General features: G+C 42.0%; 17 protein-coding genes. 9 read left to right on the top strand and 8 right to left on the bottom strand.

Annotation, left to right across the window (positions count from 1 at the left end; all coding sequences use genetic code 11):
• Positions 1 to 21: 21 nt before the first annotated feature.
• Entirely contained in the window at positions 22 to 1,050 is a 1,029-nt protein-coding gene (locus ACE38W_RS21075) for an NAD(P)H-dependent glycerol-3-phosphate dehydrogenase (RefSeq protein ID WP_375834286.1), read from the top strand.
• Positions 1,051 to 1,298: 248 nt separating this feature from the next.
• Here the strand turns inward: ACE38W_RS21075 and ACE38W_RS21070 are convergent, their stop codons facing one another.
• Entirely contained in the window at positions 1,299 to 1,577 is a 279-nt protein-coding gene (locus ACE38W_RS21070; protein WP_375834283.1) for a hypothetical protein, read from the bottom strand.
• A gap of 555 nt (positions 1,578 to 2,132) precedes the next feature.
• Between ACE38W_RS21070 and ACE38W_RS21065 the strand changes: the two genes are divergently transcribed.
• From ACE38W_RS21065 to ACE38W_RS21055, 3 genes are all read left to right on the top strand, one after another.
• Positions 2,133 to 4,406, top strand: a complete 2,274-nt coding sequence (locus ACE38W_RS21065) for a glycosyltransferase (protein ID WP_375834281.1) — start codon at positions 2,133 to 2,135, stop codon at positions 4,404 to 4,406.
• Entirely contained in the window at positions 4,351 to 4,776 is a 426-nt protein-coding gene (locus ACE38W_RS21060; protein WP_375834278.1) for a response regulator transcription factor, read from the top strand. The genes ACE38W_RS21065 and ACE38W_RS21060 overlap by 56 nt, the downstream gene beginning before the upstream one ends.
• A 66-nt stretch (positions 4,777 to 4,842) precedes the next feature.
• The gene (locus ACE38W_RS21055) at positions 4,843 to 6,276 is read left to right on the top strand and encodes a sigma-54-dependent transcriptional regulator (protein WP_375834276.1); all 1,434 of its coding nucleotides are present in this window, start codon (positions 4,843 to 4,845) and stop codon (positions 6,274 to 6,276) included.
• A 107-nt stretch (positions 6,277 to 6,383) separates the two neighbouring features.
• On the opposite strand, the gene ACE38W_RS21050 is transcribed toward ACE38W_RS21055, so the two are convergent.
• Positions 6,384 to 7,823: an ATP-binding protein gene (locus ACE38W_RS21050; protein ID WP_375834274.1), complete on the bottom strand. Its 1,440-nt coding sequence runs from the start codon at positions 7,821 to 7,823 to the stop codon at positions 6,384 to 6,386.
• A gap of 66 nt (positions 7,824 to 7,889) precedes the next feature.
• Positions 7,890 to 9,341, bottom strand: coding sequence for an ATP-binding protein (locus tag ACE38W_RS21045; RefSeq protein WP_375834271.1), 1,452 nt, complete (start codon positions 9,339 to 9,341; stop codon positions 7,890 to 7,892).
• Between the two features lie 221 nt (positions 9,342 to 9,562).
• Between ACE38W_RS21045 and ACE38W_RS21040 the strand changes: the two genes are divergently transcribed.
• The 4 genes from ACE38W_RS21040 (at position 9,563) to ACE38W_RS21025 (ending at position 12,789) form a co-directional block, all read left to right on the top strand.
• Positions 9,563 to 9,769, top strand: a complete 207-nt coding sequence (locus tag ACE38W_RS21040; RefSeq protein WP_375834269.1) for a hypothetical protein — start codon at positions 9,563 to 9,565, stop codon at positions 9,767 to 9,769.
• Between the two features lie 164 nt (positions 9,770 to 9,933).
• Complete coding sequence (locus tag ACE38W_RS21035) at positions 9,934 to 10,740, top strand: Ku protein (protein WP_375834266.1); 807 nt, start codon at positions 9,934 to 9,936, stop codon at positions 10,738 to 10,740.
• On the top strand, positions 10,737 to 11,339 hold the full coding sequence (locus ACE38W_RS21030; protein WP_375834264.1) for a DNA polymerase ligase N-terminal domain-containing protein: 603 nt from the start codon (positions 10,737 to 10,739) through the stop codon (positions 11,337 to 11,339). The genes ACE38W_RS21035 and ACE38W_RS21030 overlap by 4 nt, the downstream gene beginning before the upstream one ends.
• Positions 11,340 to 11,445: 106 nt before the next feature.
• Positions 11,446 to 12,789, top strand: coding sequence for a sigma-54-dependent transcriptional regulator (locus ACE38W_RS21025; RefSeq protein WP_375834262.1), 1,344 nt, complete (start codon positions 11,446 to 11,448; stop codon positions 12,787 to 12,789).
• On the opposite strand, the gene chrA is transcribed toward ACE38W_RS21025, so the two are convergent.
• The 4 genes from chrA to asnS all read right to left on the bottom strand — a co-directional run bounded on the left by chrA (position 12,781) and on the right by asnS (position 17,519).
• Positions 12,781 to 13,941: a chromate efflux transporter gene (chrA, locus tag ACE38W_RS21020; RefSeq protein ID WP_375834327.1), complete on the bottom strand. Its 1,161-nt coding sequence runs from the start codon at positions 13,939 to 13,941 to the stop codon at positions 12,781 to 12,783. The two genes, ACE38W_RS21025 and chrA, sit on opposite strands and share 9 nt — an antisense overlap.
• 386 nt (positions 13,942 to 14,327) lie before the next feature.
• Positions 14,328 to 15,284, bottom strand: coding sequence for an isopenicillin N synthase family dioxygenase (locus ACE38W_RS21015; protein WP_375834260.1), 957 nt, complete (start codon positions 15,282 to 15,284; stop codon positions 14,328 to 14,330).
• A 108-nt stretch (positions 15,285 to 15,392) separates the two neighbouring features.
• Complete coding sequence (locus tag ACE38W_RS21010) at positions 15,393 to 15,917, bottom strand: ExbD/TolR family protein (protein ID WP_375834257.1); 525 nt, start codon at positions 15,915 to 15,917, stop codon at positions 15,393 to 15,395.
• A 162-nt stretch (positions 15,918 to 16,079) separates the two neighbouring features.
• Positions 16,080 to 17,519: an asparagine--tRNA ligase gene (asnS, locus tag ACE38W_RS21005; protein WP_375834254.1), complete on the bottom strand. Its 1,440-nt coding sequence runs from the start codon at positions 17,517 to 17,519 to the stop codon at positions 16,080 to 16,082.
• Positions 17,520 to 17,990: 471 nt separating this feature from the next.
• Here asnS and rho point away from each other — a divergent pair, with 471 nt between their 5' ends.
• Positions 17,991 to 19,718 (top strand): transcription termination factor Rho, encoded by a 1,728-nt coding sequence (rho, locus tag ACE38W_RS21000; protein WP_375834252.1) that lies wholly within the window; start codon positions 17,991 to 17,993, stop codon positions 19,716 to 19,718.
• A gap of 207 nt (positions 19,719 to 19,925) precedes the next feature.
• Here the strand turns inward: rho and ACE38W_RS20995 are convergent, their stop codons facing one another.
• Positions 19,926 to 20,531, bottom strand: coding sequence for an outer membrane beta-barrel protein (locus ACE38W_RS20995; protein WP_375834250.1), 606 nt, complete (start codon positions 20,529 to 20,531; stop codon positions 19,926 to 19,928).
• Positions 20,532 to 20,607 lie beyond the last annotated feature (76 nt).

The following is a 20,607-nucleotide window of genomic DNA, read 5'->3' as shown; positions in this document are numbered from 1 at the left end:
CATTGCGTAAAAATTCGCACTGTGAGTAAGGATACCAGTATAGGAATTATTGGCGGAGGAAGCTGGGCAACCGCACTTGCCAAGATCCTGACAGATAACGGACATCGCATTTACTGGTGGATTCGTAATGAAGATACCATCAGGCATATGCAGTTGCGTCATCACAATAAGCATTACCTGACTTCTGTACATTTTAATACCAACCTGCTGGAGTTAAGCAGCGACCTGGAATATATCGTTGGCGCCGCTGACCAGATAGTACTCTCCGTACCTTCCGCTTTCCTGGAAGAAGTATTGGTAGATTTACCAGAGAATGCCTTCGATAATAAACATGTGATTTCAGCAATTAAAGGGTTGGTGCCTAGTACCAATACGCTGATAAATGAATATCTGGCCAATCGTTTCAAATTGCCGTTAGACAGGTATTTCACCATTACAGGGCCTTGTCATGCTGAAGAGGTGGCGAATGAAAAGCTGTCCTACCTTACCTTTTCCGGATTAATACCTGAAAGAACACAGGCTATTGCTGATAAATTCTCTAACAGCTACCTGCAAACCATCGTCAACACAGATGTTATTGGTGTGCAACTTGCTGCTGTGCTGAAGAATATTTATGCATTAGGCGCTGGTATCGCTCATGGACTGGAGTATGGCGATAACTTCCTGAGCGTTTTTATTACGAATTGCTTTAGGGAGATGCAGACTTTTCTGGAGAAATATGAAAATGCAAAAGCTGCTGAAGAAGGAGTGGAATGCACAATTCATAACTACAGTGCAAGCGCATACCTCGGCGATCTGCTGGTTACTTGCTACTCCTTGCATAGTCGTAACCGTACCTTTGGTAATATGATTGGCAAGGGGTATTCTGTGAAAGCCGCACAACTGGAACTGAATATGATTGCAGAGGGATATTATGCCAGTAAGTGTATGCATGAGATGAACCGGAATATCGGTGCTTTTATGCCAGTGGCACAAGCCGTATTTGCTATCTTATGGCAGCAGGTGAATCCCACAGAAGCCTTCCTGTCACTGGAAAAGGGCTTTATCTAAGTAGATATAAATAAGATTATCAGCTACATAAAATTACAGCAGAACGGATCACTCCATTCTGCTGTTTTGCTTATGAGAAACAAAATGAAAAAAGCCGAAAGGTAAATTCGGAATATTGGGGTTAAAATATAACTGTGAAGAATTAGTACAATTCCCCCGGTTACAAATTTCTTTATTATATATGCGGGTTATATAATGACATGACAATCATAAATAGATTAGAAAGGATGTAATAAATCTCTTTTATACTAGTAATCATCATAATCTTCATAATCATCTTCCCCAGCTTTCACGATAGCACGTACGTTAGGGAAGTACTGTCTGATCAGCCATACAACACGGCTAAAAAAATAGTCGTTTAATACGGGGCCGTCATAGTATTCGATTTCATTTGTTTCATCAGAAATCACGTATTCAGTTGATACACCATCTAATGACACGGAGAATCTTCTTTCTTTAGGAATTTTTCTTAGGATGACCTTGGTAGGTACACCATCTACATTGAAAGTGCAAGAAATGTTTCGCATGAGGGTATGTTTTGAATTTCTACAAATGGTTTTTCCTTCCCGATTTTGGTAAGCTTCATCATCATTTTATTAAGGTTTCCTTGGGTGCTCTGTTATTCCGTAATCACGAAATTATACGTAAACGGACAACATACCTTGGATGTATTTTTTATATAACTATTATTATGATAGTTGTATAATCTCCTTATTGACAATACTACCCACTTTTAATCCCTTATTCCCAGTACAGTGCGATATTTATAGAATCAAAATGATCATCTGAATATCATTGTGAATACAGCGTTACTGGTTTGTTAATGTGATACGAAATAAACAATTTTGTTTATAGCAAACCTTTATCAGATGTTAACGAAATCCCCGATTAACCAAAAATTTGCAAAAAAAATTATCAAATCAGACAAGCACCGGTGTTCCTCAGTGTAGACCAAAAAGTGTGGAGAAAAGTCATCAAAAGATCCTGCTCAATTTGCTTATTTCCACATAAAAGTGATGGATTGAAATTTGAACTCGCCAAAGGGTACGGCTGTATTCTATAAACGAAAAAAAATGTGGACTATGACCAGAACCTTGCTTTTTGTTACTTCTTATCCTCCTCGTGAATGCGGAATTGCCACCTTTGCACAGGACCTCATCAACGCCCTGCGCAAAAGTTTTGAAGGCAAATTAGAAATCCAGGTTTGTGCCTTACAGGAGGCTGGGAAACCAATCGCACCGCATCAGCCGGAAGTAACTTACACGCTTAATCCATTCGATATCGACGATTGTATCGCTTTTGCACAAAGGGTAAATGGAAACAATAAAATCGATCTTATCTGCATTGAACATGAATTTGGCCTCTGGGGAGGAGATTACGGGCATAATCTCTTAGGAATGCTCTCCATGCTTGACAAACCTTTTATTGTCCGATTCCATACGGTATTACCCTTCGCAGACCCTAAATGTATCAAAGTGGTGAGCCTGATCAGCGCATTAGCTGCAAAAGTGATGGTAATGACTAATTCTTCTGCTAAATTATTGGAAGAGGTATACCATGTGCCTACGTCCAAAATTGTGCATATACCGCATGGTACACATGCACACATCGTGGATGATCCGGAAGGGCTTAAACAACAATACGATCTGCAAAACAAATTGGTTCTCAGTACCTTCGGTTTGCTGAGTGAAAACAAGGGTATTGAAACTGGCATAAAAGCCATGAAAGAAATTGTGCAACATTATCCTAATGCCATTTATCTTATTCTGGGAAAAACGCATCCTGTTGTATTCACCCACCAGGGCGAGAAATACAGAAATTATCTCGAACAGCTGGTAGTTGAATATAAGCTGGAAAATAATGTACGATTTGTAAACAATTATCTTTCTCTAAATACCTTACTGGATTACCTGGCTTTAACGGATATCTACCTGTTCACCTCCAAAGACCCGCACCAGGCGGTAAGCGGCACTTTTGTATACGCTATGAGCGCAGGATGTGCCATCATTTCCACCTCCTTTGTACAGGCAAATGAAATGCTGGACAGTGATTGCGGACGACTTATAGATTTCAATAATGATCAGCAGCTGGCAACAGAAGCAATCCAATTGCTCGGTGATCCTGAACTGAGAGGAAGAATGAGCACAGCGGCTATTGAAAAAACACGCAGCTCCATCTGGGAAAATGTAGCCATTGCCCATATGAGCATTATCAGCCAGGTATTTGAGGAGGATAAACCGCTCCTCCCTAATTTGCCCGCTCCTTATCTCGATCATATCGACAGAATGACCACTGAGTTCGGCATGCTCCAATTCTCTAAATATGAGGTTCCTGATCCGGAGTCGGGCTATACTTTGGACGATAATGCCCGTGCATTGATTACTATGTGTATGTATATGAAGGAGTTACAACCTACTTCCTTCATATATTCCCTTTGCCGCAAATACATCAATGTCATAGAATATTGCCAGAAACCATCTGGTAAATTCCTTAACTACGTGAATGTAGATGGTACTTTCTCAGAGATGAATGAAGAAGTAAATCTGGAAGACGCAAATGGCCGCGCTGTGTGGGCACTCGGCTACGCTTTATATACTTTCAATAAACTGCCTTTCGATCTGTTACAGCAGGTAAATGCGATATTCAGACTTTGCCTGAAATGGATAGAGCATTTGAAGTCACCCAGAGCGATGGCATTTGCCATAAAGGGCCTTTTTTACTACCGGCAATATCGGAAATCTGAGATTGCCGAAGATATTGTTAAAACATTGGCCTATAGATTGCAGCAATGTTATGACCGGGAAGCGGATGATGCCTGGAAATGGTATGAACCATATCTTACATACGGTAACGCCGTTTTGCCGGAAGCTATGATGATGGCCTGGTCCATCACAGGAGAAGAGGCCTATAGACGTACTGCCGAAGAAAGTTTGGCATTTCTGTGGGAAAAAACCTATAACCATAATCACATGAAGGTGATTAGTAATAAGTCGTGGTATCACCGCAAAGAGGCGAAAGTAGCTGAAGGCGGTGAACAACCAATAGAAGTCGCTTATACTATGTTGGCCCTTCATACTTTTTATAATTTCACAAAAAATCGTTCCTACCTTGAGCGGTTACGATTAGCTTTCAGCTGGTTCCTGGGTAATAACCACCTTAAACAACTGGTTTATAATCCACTTACTTACGGATGCTTTGACGGCCTCGAAAGGAACAATGTCAACCAGAATCAGGGCGCAGAATCAACCGTCTGCTACCTGATGTCCAGACTGCTAATGGAGGAATGGAACAAGCATAAATATGTTACATCGCGACAAGACAACAGCATGGAACCGATCAGAATCGGTTTCAACTGATAAACGAACTTCAGGACCCAATATCCTGATAATAGATGATGAACCGGATATCTGCAGATTACTGCAGCTTAATCTGGTAAGGCATGGATATGCTGTAAGGTATGTCCATGCTTTACGCGATGGGCTACAATATCTACAGAATCACAAACCAGACTTACTTTTCCTGGATATCCATCTTCCGGATGGCTCAGGATTAGAAGCATTGCCTGTGATCAAGGCATTAGATCCTTCTTTGCCCATAATTACTATAAGTGCATATGACAATGAATCCGAGAAGCAGCAGGCCCTGACTACCGGCGCCTCCTTTTTCCTGGCCAAACCTTTCAATGTCAGAAGTGTAGACGAACTACTAAATCGTATAAAAAGTTAGTAGTCCGCATGATTGCGTAGTATTTAGTAATTTTAAGTAAGCTGTTCCATAAATCACCAAATCCAGATGAGAAATATTCTAATAATAGATGATGAAATAAATATCTGCACCCTGCTAAGTAAATTTCTTACGAAGCACGGATTCGCTGTGGAAACCACTATGACCGGTACAGCCGCCCTCAAAATGATGAAAGAAAAACCTTTCGATCTGGTGCTGTGTGATTACAGGTTAAAAGATACAGATGGTGCGCAGCTATTGCAGGATATCCGTCAGATCAGCCCTAATACCATCGTTATTATTATCACTGGTTACACTGATGTTCGTGTAGCCGTTGAAATGGTGAAAAACGGTGCATATGACTATCTTTCCAAACCATTATATCCAGACGAAATTCTTAATCTCGTACATAAAGCATTTGCACATAAAGAAGCAGAACAGGAAAGACTTGCAAGTCAACCTGTAGAATCAACTGACGAATCCATCGCCAGAGAAACGCTGCTGCAACGTAATCAACAGGAAAAAAGTGATAAATATGTATATGGCCAAAGTGCCAATTCACTAGAGCTGATCAGACAGATTAAACTCGTGGCACCTACTGATTATAGTGTGATTATCTTCGGTGAAACCGGTACTGGTAAAGAGTCTGTGGCTCATCTTATTCATTATCACAGTAAACGAAATGACCAACCTTTTGTAGCGCTGGATTGTGGCTCGCTGTCAAAAGAACTTGCTGCGAGTGAGTTGTTTGGTCATGAAAAAGGATCTTTCACCGGTGCTATCAACACCAAAATTGGTGCTTTCGAACAGGCGCAGGGTGGTACTCTTTTCCTGGATGAAATCTCCAATCTCTCTTATGATATACAGGTAGCATTGCTGCGTGTTTTGCAGGAAAAAGTAATACGGAAAGTAGGTAGTCTGAAAGAAGTGCCTGTAGATGTCAGGATCATCGTTGCTTCCAATGAAAAACTCTCAGAATCTGTGCAGAAAGGCAAATTCAGAGAAGATCTTTTTCATCGTATCAATGAATTCACCATCTATATCCCACCATTACGTGAACGCCAGGAAGACCTTTCACTGTTCATAGAAGCATTCGTGAAGCAGGTAGAAAGAGAATTAGATAAAAATTGCGGAAAGATATCCAGTGAAGTCTGGGAATGTTTCCGTCAGTACAGCTGGCCAGGAAATATCCGTGAGCTGAAAAACGTGATCAGACGCGCCTGTTTGCTCACGCCAGAAAGAGAAGATATCACCATGGCGGCTTTACCATTGGAAATGAAGGAGTCTTTTGCACAGCCACAGGAAGAAATGCCACTGCCAAGCGATCTTGCTATTCTAACCAATGAAAACGACCTGAAGAGCGTTGCACTGCAAGCTGAATATAACAAGATCGTTAATGTGCTGAAAGAAGTGAAATACAATAAAACAAAAGCAGCACAGCTGCTCAATATCGACAGAAAGACGCTCTATAATAAACTACGTTTACTGAACATAAATTATTAGAGAAAAATATTTTTGTTTATAACAGTGAACGATAAAAAAATCTCCTGGGATAATCCTTTACAGGGTTAATATCCAGGAGATTTTAATTTATAGTGATAGTGGAATTCCTATGGTGCTAGTGGTAATGTGATACTAAAGGAAGTGCCTATTCCCATTTCGCTTTCTACATGTATCGTGCCTTTATGATTTAATAAAATATTCTGCGTGCTGGTAAGTCCGAGTCCTGTTCCTTTAGGCTTGCTGGTATAAAACGGATCGAACAAGCGGGATTGAATTTCTTGAGGAATACCAGGTCCGTTGTCCGCAATTTTTATTAACGCTTTATCGTGAATGCGCCTGGTAGTAATGGTTAGAATACCTTTTCCTGGTGTCATTGCTTCAATGGCGTTGATAACGATATTCAGAATGGCGATAACAACCTTTTCCTCATCTACCAATACCTGTAAATTATCATCTGCAAGTTTAAGATCCAGCCGGATCTCATTCAGTTTGATCCGATCTTCTGAAAGCTGTAATGTGCTGTTTAGCAGTTTATCGAGGAATACTGCATTGGCGTGCAGTTCCATCATACGTGTACTATGTAATAGCTCTGTGATGAGTTGATTAATACGTGTACAATTACGCTCAATAATGTCGGTATATAACATTGCATCTTCACTGGCTACCACAACTGCATCATCTTTAAACTGACTCACTGCAAGTAATATATTAGTAAGTGGATTTCTTACTTCGTGTGCAATCACTCTGGCAATGCGTCCGGTGATAACGAATTTTTCCTGATGCTGCTTTTCCTGCTCTTCTCTTTTCCTGTCGGTAATATCCTGGATAACACAAAGAAATATTTGTGCTGCTTCATCCAGCATAACGGCATTTATTTGCACTACCAGTTTCTGATCGTCTTTAGTTCTGAAGTCGAACTCCTTTTGGGCTTCGCTATCTTCACAAATATTGTTGATGAAGAAAGTGCCATGCTCTTTGTTGATGAAGAGATCGCGAAGTTGCTTACGGAGGAGTTCTTCTTTTTTGTATTTCAGCGTGCGTAGTGCGGCCGGATTAGCATCTATAATATTTTTATGGCTATCTGTGAGGATGATAAGATCATGTGCTTTTTCAAAAATGCCGAAGTATTTTTTTTCACTTTCTTCTATGGTACGCAGGTGACTGTATTCATCAAGTGCATAGCGGATGGAGCGTTCCAGCAGGTCGGCGGTAATATCTCCTTTGACCAGATAGTCGTAAGCACCTGCCTGCATAGCTTCCTGGTCGATGGCATAATCGCCTTTGCCGGTAAGCATAATCACTGGCGCCTGGTATTTGAGCGTTTGGAAATAGTGCAAAATATCCAGTCCTGTAAATGGTCCCAGCCGGTAATCTACCAGGTATACATCATGCTGCATGGCATTAATGGCCTGCCTGCCTTTTTCGAATGTAGGGGCCCATTCCAATTGGTATTGTCCCGGAGAAATATCGTGCAGCAATTCATTGACAAGAAAGAAATCATCTTCGTCGTCATCGATCATAAGAATATTAACAGGTAACTCACTCATCGTTGTAACTGGAATTAGCGTCTGTCCTGGTTTGTATTAACAGAAAAAACCACAGCAATAACGGTGCTAAGCTTTAGATGTTGTTTCATATTCTTCATTTTTTAATGCTTGAAGTAGTGGAAGAATTACAGTAAATGTGGCGCCCTGATCAGGTACTCCGTTGGCTGTGATATAGCCATGGTGACTATCTACAATTTTTTTGCAGATAGCCAGACCTATCCCGGTACCGCTATATTCGCTGATACCGTGTAGTCTTTGGAAAATGAGAAAAATTCTATCTGCATATACCTGATCAAAACCAATACCATTATCTTCTACAGCAATCCTGCAAAACATATCATTCCAGCGATCTTCTTTTACAAAGCCAAGCTGCTGGCCAGTTACCACTTCATGATGAATATTTATCTGTAATTGTCTTCCTGGATAGGCAAACTTAATAGCATTCGCAATGAGGTTCTGGAACAGCTGATGGAAGGAGGTAGGATTACCTTCGATAATAGGTAGGTCATCTGCTACAACCACGCCATTCTTCTCTTCCAGCGTAATTTCCAGGTCGCTGATTACTTCCTGTATCAATTCATTCATATCAACAGGGACAATGCTTTCCGGCACAATCCTGCCTGCTCGTGAAAATACCAGTAGGTCATTGATCAGCACGCGCATCCTGGATACAGCAGCCACCATACGGTCTATCAGCTGAGATGCATCCACAGGGAGCTGCTCCTTGTACTTTACCTGAAGCCTGTCCGAAAATGTGGATATCTTTCGCAGTGGTTCCTGCAAATCGTGGGAGGCTACGTACGCAAATTGTTCGAGCTCCTGATTTGTTTTGTTTAAAAGAGAGATATTCTGTTGAAGATCTCTTTGATAAGATTTTAATTTAGATTCAATATGTTGCTGCAGGCGTACCTCTTTTGTAAGGGTTATATAAGAGTAGATGCCAATTATAATAGCTGCCAGAGAAGATATGAAGATCATTGGCACCCATAAGCCGGAGAAGAAATTGAACAGTTCTGATTTTTCATGTACCTGACTTTCCTCGATTCGTGTCATTAACTGTACTGTTTTGTCGATTCTGTCCATCACTTTTTCACTGGAAATGACAGAAGCCTTATCTGTAGCGGGATCTAGCTCAATATTGCTTTGTAGTAATTGCTCGTATTTAATGGCTAGTAAATGCCGCAATGTATCCAGATGCAATTGTTGTATACGACTATCGGAGGTGACTCTACGTAATATTTGATATTCCTTTTCAATATGAAGACTTCTTTCTTTCATGGTTGGGTCCAGGAACGTACTGTCTTTTGTCAGCTTATAGCCGCGGATGGCAGCTTCCGCTTCTTTTACCTGTTTGTTGATGACCTCCAGTCTTTTGGATACTTCGATGGCATGATTGAGCCTGGCGGCATTATCCAGCAGGTTTTTCGCCACCAGATAAGAAAAGATGGACGCCATGATAATGACAGTGAAAGCAATGACGAAACCGATTTGTATCTTCTTGTGTACTGAAAAATGCATATTATCCTTACTGTTACTGCGAAAGCTTCTGAAGTTAATTATTATTAGGGAGAATAATAAAAATTAAAACACCGATTCTAATGTGTAGCTGCGCAAGTATTTCCACACTATGCCGATATATTCTACAGCGTCCAACTGTTTTAAATCTACCATAGCAGCGCACCTAACTGGAATGAACTTTGATTTTTTATAAGTAATAATTCATGATTAAAATTTAGATTATGCCAGGAAATCCAGATAAAAACCGAGAACCGAATCCTAATATTCCTCCAGAGAAACCAGCGCCAGGAAAGCCGGAGCCTGGTAGTCCTGATCCCATTCCTCCTTTACAACCACCTTCTCAAAAACCAGAGAACGAACCAATTCCGCAGGAAATTCCGGACAGACAGATACCACATGTACCCGCAAATCCACAAACCGGAAATTAATCATATCCTGTATAAATGTGCTTCTTCCGCAAAGGATGTACCTGCGTTTGCTGAACTTATGATAGGCAGATGATTTTTCTGATAAAGCTGTCAATCATCTAACTGCATATATCTGCAACAGGTGGTATTATTTATGTGTTATCCATCTTACAAAATCATACATTATGAGAGCCATTTGGTCAGGTGCTATAGGTTTTGGGCTGGTGAATATTCCGGTTAAACTTTACAGCGCTACGCAAGATAGTCATCTGAGCCTTGATATGCTGGACAGTAAAAACCTGGGCCATATCCGGTACAAACGTGTAAATGAAGATACAGGCAAGGAAGTACCCTGGGAACAGATAGTGAAAGGCTACCTGTACAATGATGAATATGTGGTTTTAGAAGATGAAGACTTTGAAGCAGCCAGCCCTAGGAAGAGTAAGATCATTGAAATCACCTCTTTTGTTGTGGAGAATGATATTGATGATATTTACTTCGAAGCGCCTTATTTTATTGAACCTGCAAAGGGAGGCGAAAAAGCATACGAATTATTACGTCAAACGCTGGAGAAAACAGGGAAGGCGGGCCTGGCCAGCTTTGTGCTGCGCACATCCGAGCACCTGGCGGTAATACGGCCAAGAGAAAACTATTTATTGCTGCAACAGCTACGCTACCAGGAAGAACTTCGCTCTGCACAGGACCTGGATCTTCCGAAGAGTATTAAGCTGGACAAGAAAGAAATAGACATGGCGGCGGCTCTCGTCAAAGAATACACGGAAAAATTCGATATCGCGGCCTATAAGGATGAATACACCAACGAATTGATGAAAATAATTAAAGCTAAAGCCAGTGGCAAAAAACCAGTTGTTAAAAAACTTCGTGTAGTACATACGAAGAGTACCGATCTTTTTGAGCAATTGAAAGCGAGTTTACATAACAAACCTGAAAAAGCTGCTGCTAGCACCACCCGTAAAAAACGTGCATCATGAGTCTGGTTAAATATAAAGCCAAAAGAAATTTCAATGAAACTACGGAGCCGGTGGCGGGAAATCCCTCTACAGGTAAGCATATTTTCGTAGTGCAAAGACATCATGCTACGCAGCTGCATTATGACTTTCGACTGGAAATTGATGGGGTATTGAAAAGTTGGGCAGTGCCCAAAGGCCCGTCATTGAATCCTAGCGATAAAAGGCTAGCCATGCAGGTGGAAGACCATCCTTATGATTACAAAGATTTCCAGGGAACGATTCCTGAGGGTAACTATGGCGCTGGTACCGTTTATATCTGGGATAAAGGTACTTTCGAGTTGATGAATCCTGGTAATAAAAGCTTTGACAAAGAAGCTTTATTGGAGCTGAAAGAAGGGGATTTAAAGGTTGTTTTGAAAGGTAAAAAACTCAAAGGAGAATTTGCATTGGTGCACATGAAAGGAAGGGGAGAAAACGCTTGGTTGCTGATCAAGCATAAAGATAAGTATGCCACTGATGAATATAACAGTGAAGACTATACGCCAAAGCGGGTGAAAGATGCCGGCCTCCGATATAAAGAGGCTGAAAAAAAGGCTGCCACCAACAGGACAAAACACTAACATCTACCTGAAAACTCCTGGTAGTAAATCTCTCCATAAACTTAATAATATTGATCGCCGATCATTCTAATCGGCGCATGTAGCTTTCTGTTATCTTTGCAGAGCTATGGCTAAAGGTCACATTCTTATTATCGACGATGAGGAACAGCTCAGGAAGCTGATGGGTCGTTTATTATCTCTTGAAGGATATGTTATCCAGGAGGCATCTAATGTTCGTAATGCTATGAAAATCCTGGAAAGGGAAGAGGTACAGGTAGTGCTTTCGGACGTAAAGTTGCCCGACGGAAATGGCGTAGAACTGGTGCAGGCTATCAGAGGGAAGTATCCGCAAACCGAAGTCATTGTACTTACCGCCTATGGCAATATTGCTGATGGCGTGCAGGCAATTAAGAATGGCGCTTTCGATTATATTACCAAGGGAGATGATAACAATCGTATCCTGCCACTGGTGAGTAAAGCGATGGATAAAGCCGTGTTGCAGTTCCGTATCCGCGACCTGGAAAAAAAGCTCGGTGGGAAGTACAGCTTTGACAGCATTTTAGGGAATTCTCCTGAAATAAATCAAGCGATAGCATTGGCAAGAAAAGTGGCTTTATCAGAGATGACCGTCCTGTTATTAGGAGAAACCGGTTCTGGTAAAGAAGTATTTGCGCATGCTATTCACCAGGCCAGCAGCCGCCATCCACAACCCTTTGTAGCCGTCAATTGCAGCGCTTTTGGAAAAGACATCCTGGAAAGTGAACTCTTTGGGCATATAGCCGGTGCTTTTACTGGTGCTGTAAAAGATAAAAAAGGCTTTTTTGAAGAAGCCAAAGGAGGCACCATCTTCCTGGATGAAATAGGAGAAATGCCAGTAGAACTACAGGCTAAAATGTTACGTGTGCTGGAAGCACAGGAGTTTTATAAAGTAGGCGAGTCTAAACCAACGAAAACGGACGTACGTATTATTGCTGCCACTAACCGAAACCTTGAACAGGAGATCAATGCAGGACATTTTCGTTCTGATTTATTTTACAGACTTTCTGCGTTTCAGATTAACCTGCCATCGTTGAACGAGCGTAAGAAAGACATACCTGTGCTGGCAGAATGGTTTATGCAACAGGTAGCACCTAAGCTGAATAAACGGATTAGTGGCATGACCCCGGCTTTCCAACAGGCATTGCAGCAGCATTCCTGGAAAGGTAATATCCGGGAATTGAAGAATGTGATAGAAAGAGCTGCCATCCTTACGGATAGTGATATCCTGGACATAGCAGTGCTGCCTTTCGATTTCCAGCAGGGAATGGCAGGAGAGCCTTCATCTATGCGCCTGTCGGACTTGGAAAAACATCATATCACCAGAGTGCTGGCGCATGTTAAAGGCAATAAAACCAAAGCTGCTGAATTACTGGATATTGGTCTTACCACACTTTACAATAAAATCAAGGAATATAATATCTTGCTAGAGTAGCCAACCTAATAAAACACAGGCCAATACAATAAATGGCGACGGCATTTTGCTGAATAACAATAATAGCAGCGTGCAGATCATGATCGCGAGATTGATCGGATTTGTAGGGATTGCAAAGAAGAGAATAAAGGTTGCGGCCCACATAATGCCCACCACTACTGCGTTAATCCCTTCCAGGGCCCTGTATATGACCACATATTTTTTTAGGTTATGCCATATCGGGAAGAAGAAAAGTACGAGTAATAAACTGGGAAGAAATATGGCTACCGGCGCCAGTACACATCCCAGGAATTGGTAGCCCATACCAAGGTTACGCATTGCCATGCCACCTACATAAGCAGAAATAGAAAAGGTTGGACCCGGAAGAGCCCGCATAATACCTGCTCCTGTGAGCAATTCTTCTGCTGTCAGGAAGGCACTTTTGGGCCTTGTTACATACTGTTCCAGCATCATGGCGATGAGAATATCGCCGCCACCAAAAACAAGGCTACCGAAGCGGTAGAAGTTCTCAAATAAGTTGAAAGGTCTTCTGGTAATCCAGTTATGCGTACGTGCCAACTCAGAGAAAAACCCCGCGAGTATGAATATCAGAACGAAAAGCCAGATGTTTCCCCATTGAATTTTTTTCGGCTTTTCAGGAATATCAGGGATTCGTTTATTACTAAAGTTAGAGACGATACCACCTAATATAATGAGCGCCGGAAAAGTCCAGGGCGATTTAAACTTGATAGCCATGACCATGGATACGCCCATGATGATAAAGGTAGCCAAGTTACGAATACTGATTTTGAAGGCCTTAAAGCCGCCATAGGCCAGGAATCCAACAGCCATCGGTTGTACGTATTTGAATATATCTGTATGTAATGCAGACTTATCAAAATACTGTAAGAGGAAGCTGAGGGAGCCCATGAGCAGACAAGCGGGCGTGATCCAGATCAGAAGGGTAAGTATGGCCAGCGGTACACCCCCACGTTTATAACCAATAAGGGTGAGCGTTTGGGAAGAGGAAGCTCCGGGCAACAGTTGACAGAACGCGTTATACTCCATTAATTCCTGTTCTGTTACGTCTTTACGTTGTTGAACAAAGGTTTTCATCATCATTGCCAGATGCCCTTGCGGACCTCCGTAGGCCGTGATGCTGTGGAAAAGCACTGCTTTCAAAAATGGAATATGACGTAGAAACACAGTTAGTTGCCGGGTTGGTTAAGCTTTTATGGTTTTCAATTATTTATACCTGAAAGTAGCGCAAAATACAACAGTGTTGCTAATAAAGCTAGTATTTGCGGTTAATACAGGCACGGTAGTTGCATTATGGCGTCCTGTAATACCGAATAAGGGCCTTTTATCCGTTGTATTCTGCCTGAAATTGGACGTCGTGTAGCCTCGAGATTAACAGTGCGAAAGCACCTTATTATAGCCATATTGATCACTGGAAACCATTAAAGAATATTAGCTACTGTAATGTAGTGTAAACTTAAAGTCCCGGAAGGTTAACACTTTCCGGGACTTTAAGTTTTATTAATTTTCCTTCCGGAGAATTATTTTTTCAAACCAATCTCACGGAGGCGCTCATCGAGATACTCACCGGCGCTGATGGGTTCATAGGCCAGTGGGTTTTCTGCGGTGATGCAGCTATCCAGACTATCCAGTCTCATATTTGATTTAGGATGCAGGAAGAAAGGAATGGAGAAACGGGAGGTGCTCCATTTTTCACGCGGAGGATTAACTACGCGGTGAGTGGTAGATTTCAGCCTGTTGTTTGTAAGACGTTGCAGCATATCGCCAACGTTTACTACGATTTGTTCAGGCAGGGAAGTTACTGGTACCCAGTTGTCCTGTTTGTCCAGGATTTGCAGGCCATCTGCAGAAGCGCCTACCAGCAGGGTAATCAGGTTAATATCTTCGTGTTGCTCAGCTCTGATAGCGGATTTAGGCTCCTGCGTGATAGGAGGGTAGTGTATTGCTCTCAGAATGGAGTTACCGTTATGGATTTTGTCGTCGAAATAATGTTCGTCGAGGCCCAGGTATAGCGCGATAGCCTGTAACAGTGCGCGGCCAGATTGTTCGAAGCCACGGTAAGCTTTGAAGAATGTAGGAGTGAAAGCCGGAACTTCATCTACCTGAATGTTATCAGGATATTCAGCAGCAATAGGATCTTTATCTTCTACTGTCTGGCCGAATTGGAAGAATTCTTTCAGATCTGGTGCTTCATAACCTTTTGCGTGTTCTTTACCGAAAGAGGTATAACCGCGTTGGCCGGCCAGTTCTGGCTTTTCGTATTTATGCTTTGTGTCGAAAGGCAGTGCAAAGAACTGCTGTACATAGTTGTAGAGGTCTGCAATCAGCTCATCAGAGATGCCATGATTCTTAACCGCTACAAAACCAACTTCTTCATAAGCTTTACCAAGTTGCTGCACGAAAGCAGCCTTGCGACTGGCGTCACCTGACGTGAAATCCGCGAGATCCACGGATGGGATGGAGTGAGTAATTGCCATAATAACTATTGTTTTGGAAGGCCAAAGGTATGAAATCCTATCCACATGGCTGGCTGCCACTCCATCCCGGATGTTTACATAAGGTTAAAATCTAACGCATTCTGAAGATTAATTGAAATAAGCCTGTTCCTCTGGTGTAATGTCCACCACTGCATAACGATCGATCTTGTTAATGAGCATTTCATCCATCACATCAATGAGGTTTTTATAATTGGCAGACTTATCAGCTTTGATCAATACCATCAGATCATTTTTATGATATTGTTGCTGTACCTGTTCTTTTTTGTTGATGATGACATCGCGCAAACCTTTATTGCCAAAGTTGGTGTAATGGATCTCTGGCTGGGCATTTGACCCTGGAGGAGTGCCTTCATACCAGGCAATTTTATTATTGGGTCCGAGAACCACCGTCAACGCTTTACTTTCTGGTAAAGGTGAGGGTTGGCCGTCAGTACGTGGCATTACCAGGTCGAGGGTTTTAGGTTGGGCCATCGTAGTGGTAAGCATAAAGAAAGTTATCAACAGAAAGCCAAGATCCACCATGGGAGTCATATCTACGCGTGTAGATTTCTTTATACTTCTTCTTTTGCCTTGTTGTTTATTACTGTTGCCGGAGGTGTTTATTTCAGCCATGATCTAACTGTTTAGAATATACGAAAATGGTTGAAAGCGCTTTCAGTAGTATAGATGAGGAATAGGCAGATTTCCATAAAAGTTTTTTCTCAACAGAGAAATTGAAAAGGGCTGTCTCTATTCAATAGAGACAGCCCTTTATTATGGAAGAAAATAATTGAACTAGAATTCGGCGTTTTTCGGTGTTCTAGGGAACGGAATAACGTCGCGGATGTTGGTCATACCAGTAACGAAGAGTACAAGGCGTTCGAAACCGAGGCCGAATCCGGAGTGCGGAGCAGTACCAAAGCGGCGGGTATCTAGGAACCAGCTCAGTTCTTCAACAGGTACACCTAATTCCTGCATACGTCCTACCAGTTTGTCGTAGTCTTCTTCACGTTGTGAACCGCCTACAATTTCACCGATACCAGGGAATAGAATATCCATTGCTCTTACTGTTTTTCCATCTGCATTCAGTTTCATGTAGAAGGATTTGATTTCTTTTGGATAGTCTGTAAGAATAACTGGTTTTTTGAAGTGTTTTTCTACCAGATAGCGTTCGTGTTCACTCTGCAGATCAGCGCCCCAGCCTTCGATGAGGTATTGGAATTTCTTGTTTTTGTTAGGCTTACTGTCTTTGAGAATAGCGACAGCCTCTGTGTAGGTGAGTCGCATAAACTCGTTGTTCACTACGAATTCGAGTTTTTCGATCAGGCCCAATTCGCTGCGTTCTTGCTGAGGTTTTTGTTTTTCTTCCTCAATGAGGCGTGCAGCGAGGAAGTCGAGGTCTTCGCGGTTATGTTCTAAAGCGTATGCGATAACGTACTTGATGAATTCTTCAGCAAGGTTCATGTTATCTTCCAGCTCATAGAAGGCCATTTCCGGCTCGATCATCCAGAATTCCGCCAGGTGACGGGCGGTGTTGGAGTTTTCGGCGCGGAAGGTAGGGCCGAAGGTGTATATGTCACTCAGGGCCATTGCTCCAAGTTCACCTTCCAGTTGTCCGGATACGGTGAGGTTGGTGGCACGGCCAAAGAAATCTTCTTTAAAGTCGATGTCGCCACTTTCAGTGCGTGGCGGTTTGTTGAGGTCCAGCGTGGTTACGCGGAACATTTCGCCGGCGCCTTCCGCATCAGAAGCGGTGATAATAGGCGTGTGCAGGTAAACGAATCCTTTTTCGTTAAAGAATTTATGAACTGCGAAAGCGAGAGAGTTACGCAGACGGAAAATCGCTCCGAATGTATTGGTACGGAAACGCAGGTGAGCGATTTCGCGCAGATATTCGAGGCTAGGCTTGTTTTTCAGCTGCAGCGGGTATTTTTCAGGATCGCAATCACCCAGTACTTCCAGGGTAGTGGCTTTGAGCTCTACTCTCTGACCTTTACCCTGAGATTCGATAATTTCCCCTGTAGCACTGATAGAAGCACCAGTGGTAATACGTTTCAGCGTAGCAGGGTCCGTATTTTCGGCGTTTATTACGATCTGGAGATTATTATTAGTGGAGCCGTCATTCAAAGCGATAAATTGATTGTTGCGGAAAGAACGCACCCACCCCTTTACTGTAACTTCGTAGTTTGCCCTGTCGTCCGACAGGATTTGTTTGACTTTTACCCTTTGGCTCATAATAAATAAATTTTAGGACTGCAAAAATAAGTGGAAATATTCAGAGTGCATAGTTCCTGTAAAACTGCTTTCCCAGAGAGATTTGCAAGCGATGAATGCCAATAAAATGTTAAAAATTGATATAATGTTATCGAGAAAACCTGGAAAAATAAAGGCAGCGGGTCCTTCCAAAAGCCAGATTTGGGGGGTGAAATAGGAGCTTTAATCAAGCTGGAAAAGGGATCGGAGGGCTGTGGGGGTCGCTAATTTTTTTTGGATAATAAAGAAACTTGTATTAATCTTGCGTTACAATCTGTCTGATCAAGCTTAATTTACCACCTTCATCAGCAGTTCCTGAACTCAGCATTCCCTATCAAATTTAATAATCAAATTAAATTTATTGACTCAAAACAATTATTTGTAATTGGTGTATGTTGGTATGCAGCAGTGGTACCCGCCTCACAACACTACTTCTAAAATTTGACAACTCAGATGATGTACGACATCTTACAATTGAACGACATGCTCGTTCCAGAGCTTCTTGATATTGCAGAAAAACTGGACGTTCCCAACGCGAAGAAACTGAACAAACAAGACCTTATCTACAAGATTCTTGATAAACAAGCTGTAATGGCTTCCGCAGATAACCCGGCAAACGGAGAAGAAAAGAAATCACGCAAACGTAAACCCGTAAAGAAAGAAGACGAAAACCATGCAGCTGAAGAAGCAGCTCACACTGAAGAGAAACCAGCTAAAAAAGTAACCTCCAAAAAAGCCTCCGGAAGCAAATCAAAGGAAACCGAAGAACATTCTGAACCAGCTCCAAAATCCAAAATAAAAAATTTCGATATAGACCTCGACAGTATTCCTTCTCTTACATTCGATGATGATGATGATATTATCATTCCTTCATTCACTGAAGATCAACATGAAGAAGAAGAGGAAGAAGAAGTTGTAGCATCAGCTCCAATAGCAGCTACTGAAGAGGAAGACGAAGAAGACGATGATGATTTTGTGATGCCTGAAGAACATGAACCAGCGGCTCCTGCAGCGCAGAAAACTAAGTTTCAAAACAATAAAAAAGAACCAGCATTCAACATCGAATTCGATGGTGTAATCGTAAGTGAAGGTGTACTCGAAATGATGCCTGATGGTTACGGATTCCTGCGTTCTTCTGATTATAACTACCTGAGCTCTCCGGATGATATTTATGTATCTCCTTCTCAGATTAAATTATTCGGTCTCAAAACCGGCGACACCGTAAAAGGTGCAGTACGTCCTCCAAAAGAAGGCGAAAAATATTTTGCATTACTGAAAGTTGAAACCATCAATGGTAAGTCTCCGGAAGAAGTACGCGATCGCGTTCCTTTCGATTATCTGACTCCACTGTTTCCTTTCGAAAAACTGCGTCTGACAACAACTTCCAATAACTACTCTACCCGTATCATGGATATGTTTACACCTATCGGTAAGGGACAGCGTGGATTGATCGTGGCACAACCTAAAGTAGGTAAAACCATGCTCCTGAAAGAAGTTGCAAACGCTATCGCTACTAACCACCCTGAAATTTATCTGATGGTCGTTCTCATCGATGAGCGCCCGGAAGAGGTAACTGATATGGAACGTAGCGTCAAAGCAGAAGTCATCGCTTCTACTTTCGATGAACCTGCAGAAAAACACGTAAAAGTTTCCGCTATAGCTTTGCAAAAAGCAAAACGCCTGGTAGAATGTGGCCATGATGTAGTCATCCTCCTGGATTCTATCACTCGTCTGGCTCGTGCACATAACACCGTTGCTCCTGCATCTGGTAAAGTATTGAGTGGTGGTGTGGAAGCTAACGCCATGCAGAAACCTAAACAATTCTTCGGTGCTGCACGTAAAATCGAAAATGGTGGATCTCTCACTATTCTCGCTACAGCATTGATCGATACCGGTTCTAAAATGGACGAGGTTATCTTCGAAGAATTCAAAGGTACTGGTAACATGGAGTTACTCCTGGATCGTAAACTGGCTAACAAACGTATCTTCCCTGCGATCGATGTATCTGCATCGTCTACTCGCCGTGATGATCTGTTACTGGATAAAGATTCACTCAAACGTATCCATATCCTCCGTAATCACCTCGCAGATATGAATACAGATGAGTCTATGCACTTCATGCTGCAACATATGCGTGGTACTAAAAACAATGAAGAGTTCCTGATTTCTATGAATGGATAATCAGTAAATCATAACTAATCATTAAAGCGACGATCTAATATTTTAGATCGTCGCTTTTCTTTTGCCGATAATTTTGGTGGCATGACATTAGTCTCTGAATAAAAGAATTATATCTAGCAGCAGAAAGCAAAACGGCCCTGGTGCGATGCACCAGGGCCGTTTCTATTTACCATAAAATTTTTCACATAAGTCACACAGACGCAACTACTAGAATAAGAAGTTTACGCCCAGTGCAAACTGGTTGGTGAAGTTGAAACCAAAATCACTGTTGTTGGTTTTGATACCAGTTGCTTCATCTTTAGTTTGTTTCCAGTTGTAACCGATACCACCGAACATACCTTCAACCATGAAGTGTTTAGTTACGAAGTAAGAGATACCTGGTTGTACGTTAACATTGAACTGGTTGTAGCTGTCAGTTTTGGTATCGCCGGTTTTGTTGTTACCGAAGCCGTAAGATGCATTACCTTCAGCGAAGAATGCAAATTTAGACTGACCCAGCATATGGTAGTTACGTACAAACAGACCTGGGTTAATGTCCAGTCCTTTAGTTTTAACACCTGCTTTGTCTTTGTCGAAGCTGAAGTTGGTATTTGCAAACACACCTACAACCCAATTAGAGTTCAGTGCATAACCTACTTTAGGGCTGATGCCAAAAGAAGTGCGGGTATTTTTAGCGTCGCTGTCTTTTACTTTGTCGGAGTGAGTTAACACGTTTACGTTACCGCCCAATAAAATATCGCCTTTCTGAATCTGAGCCTTTGCTACTTGTGTGCCGAACAGTGCTACTGCGGCCATTACAATCAACTTTTTCATCTTTCGTTAATTTAAATATTCATTAAAACTGTGCTTCCTTTCTATTGCTTTTCTACATACTTGTCGTGCCATTCCT

The sequence above is a fragment of the Chitinophaga sp. Hz27 genome, assembly GCF_042263525.1.
Classification (GTDB): domain Bacteria; phylum Bacteroidota; class Bacteroidia; order Chitinophagales; family Chitinophagaceae; genus Chitinophaga.
The sequence above is the reverse complement of the archived record's forward strand: the minus strand, read 5'-3'. Positions and strand labels throughout refer to the sequence as shown.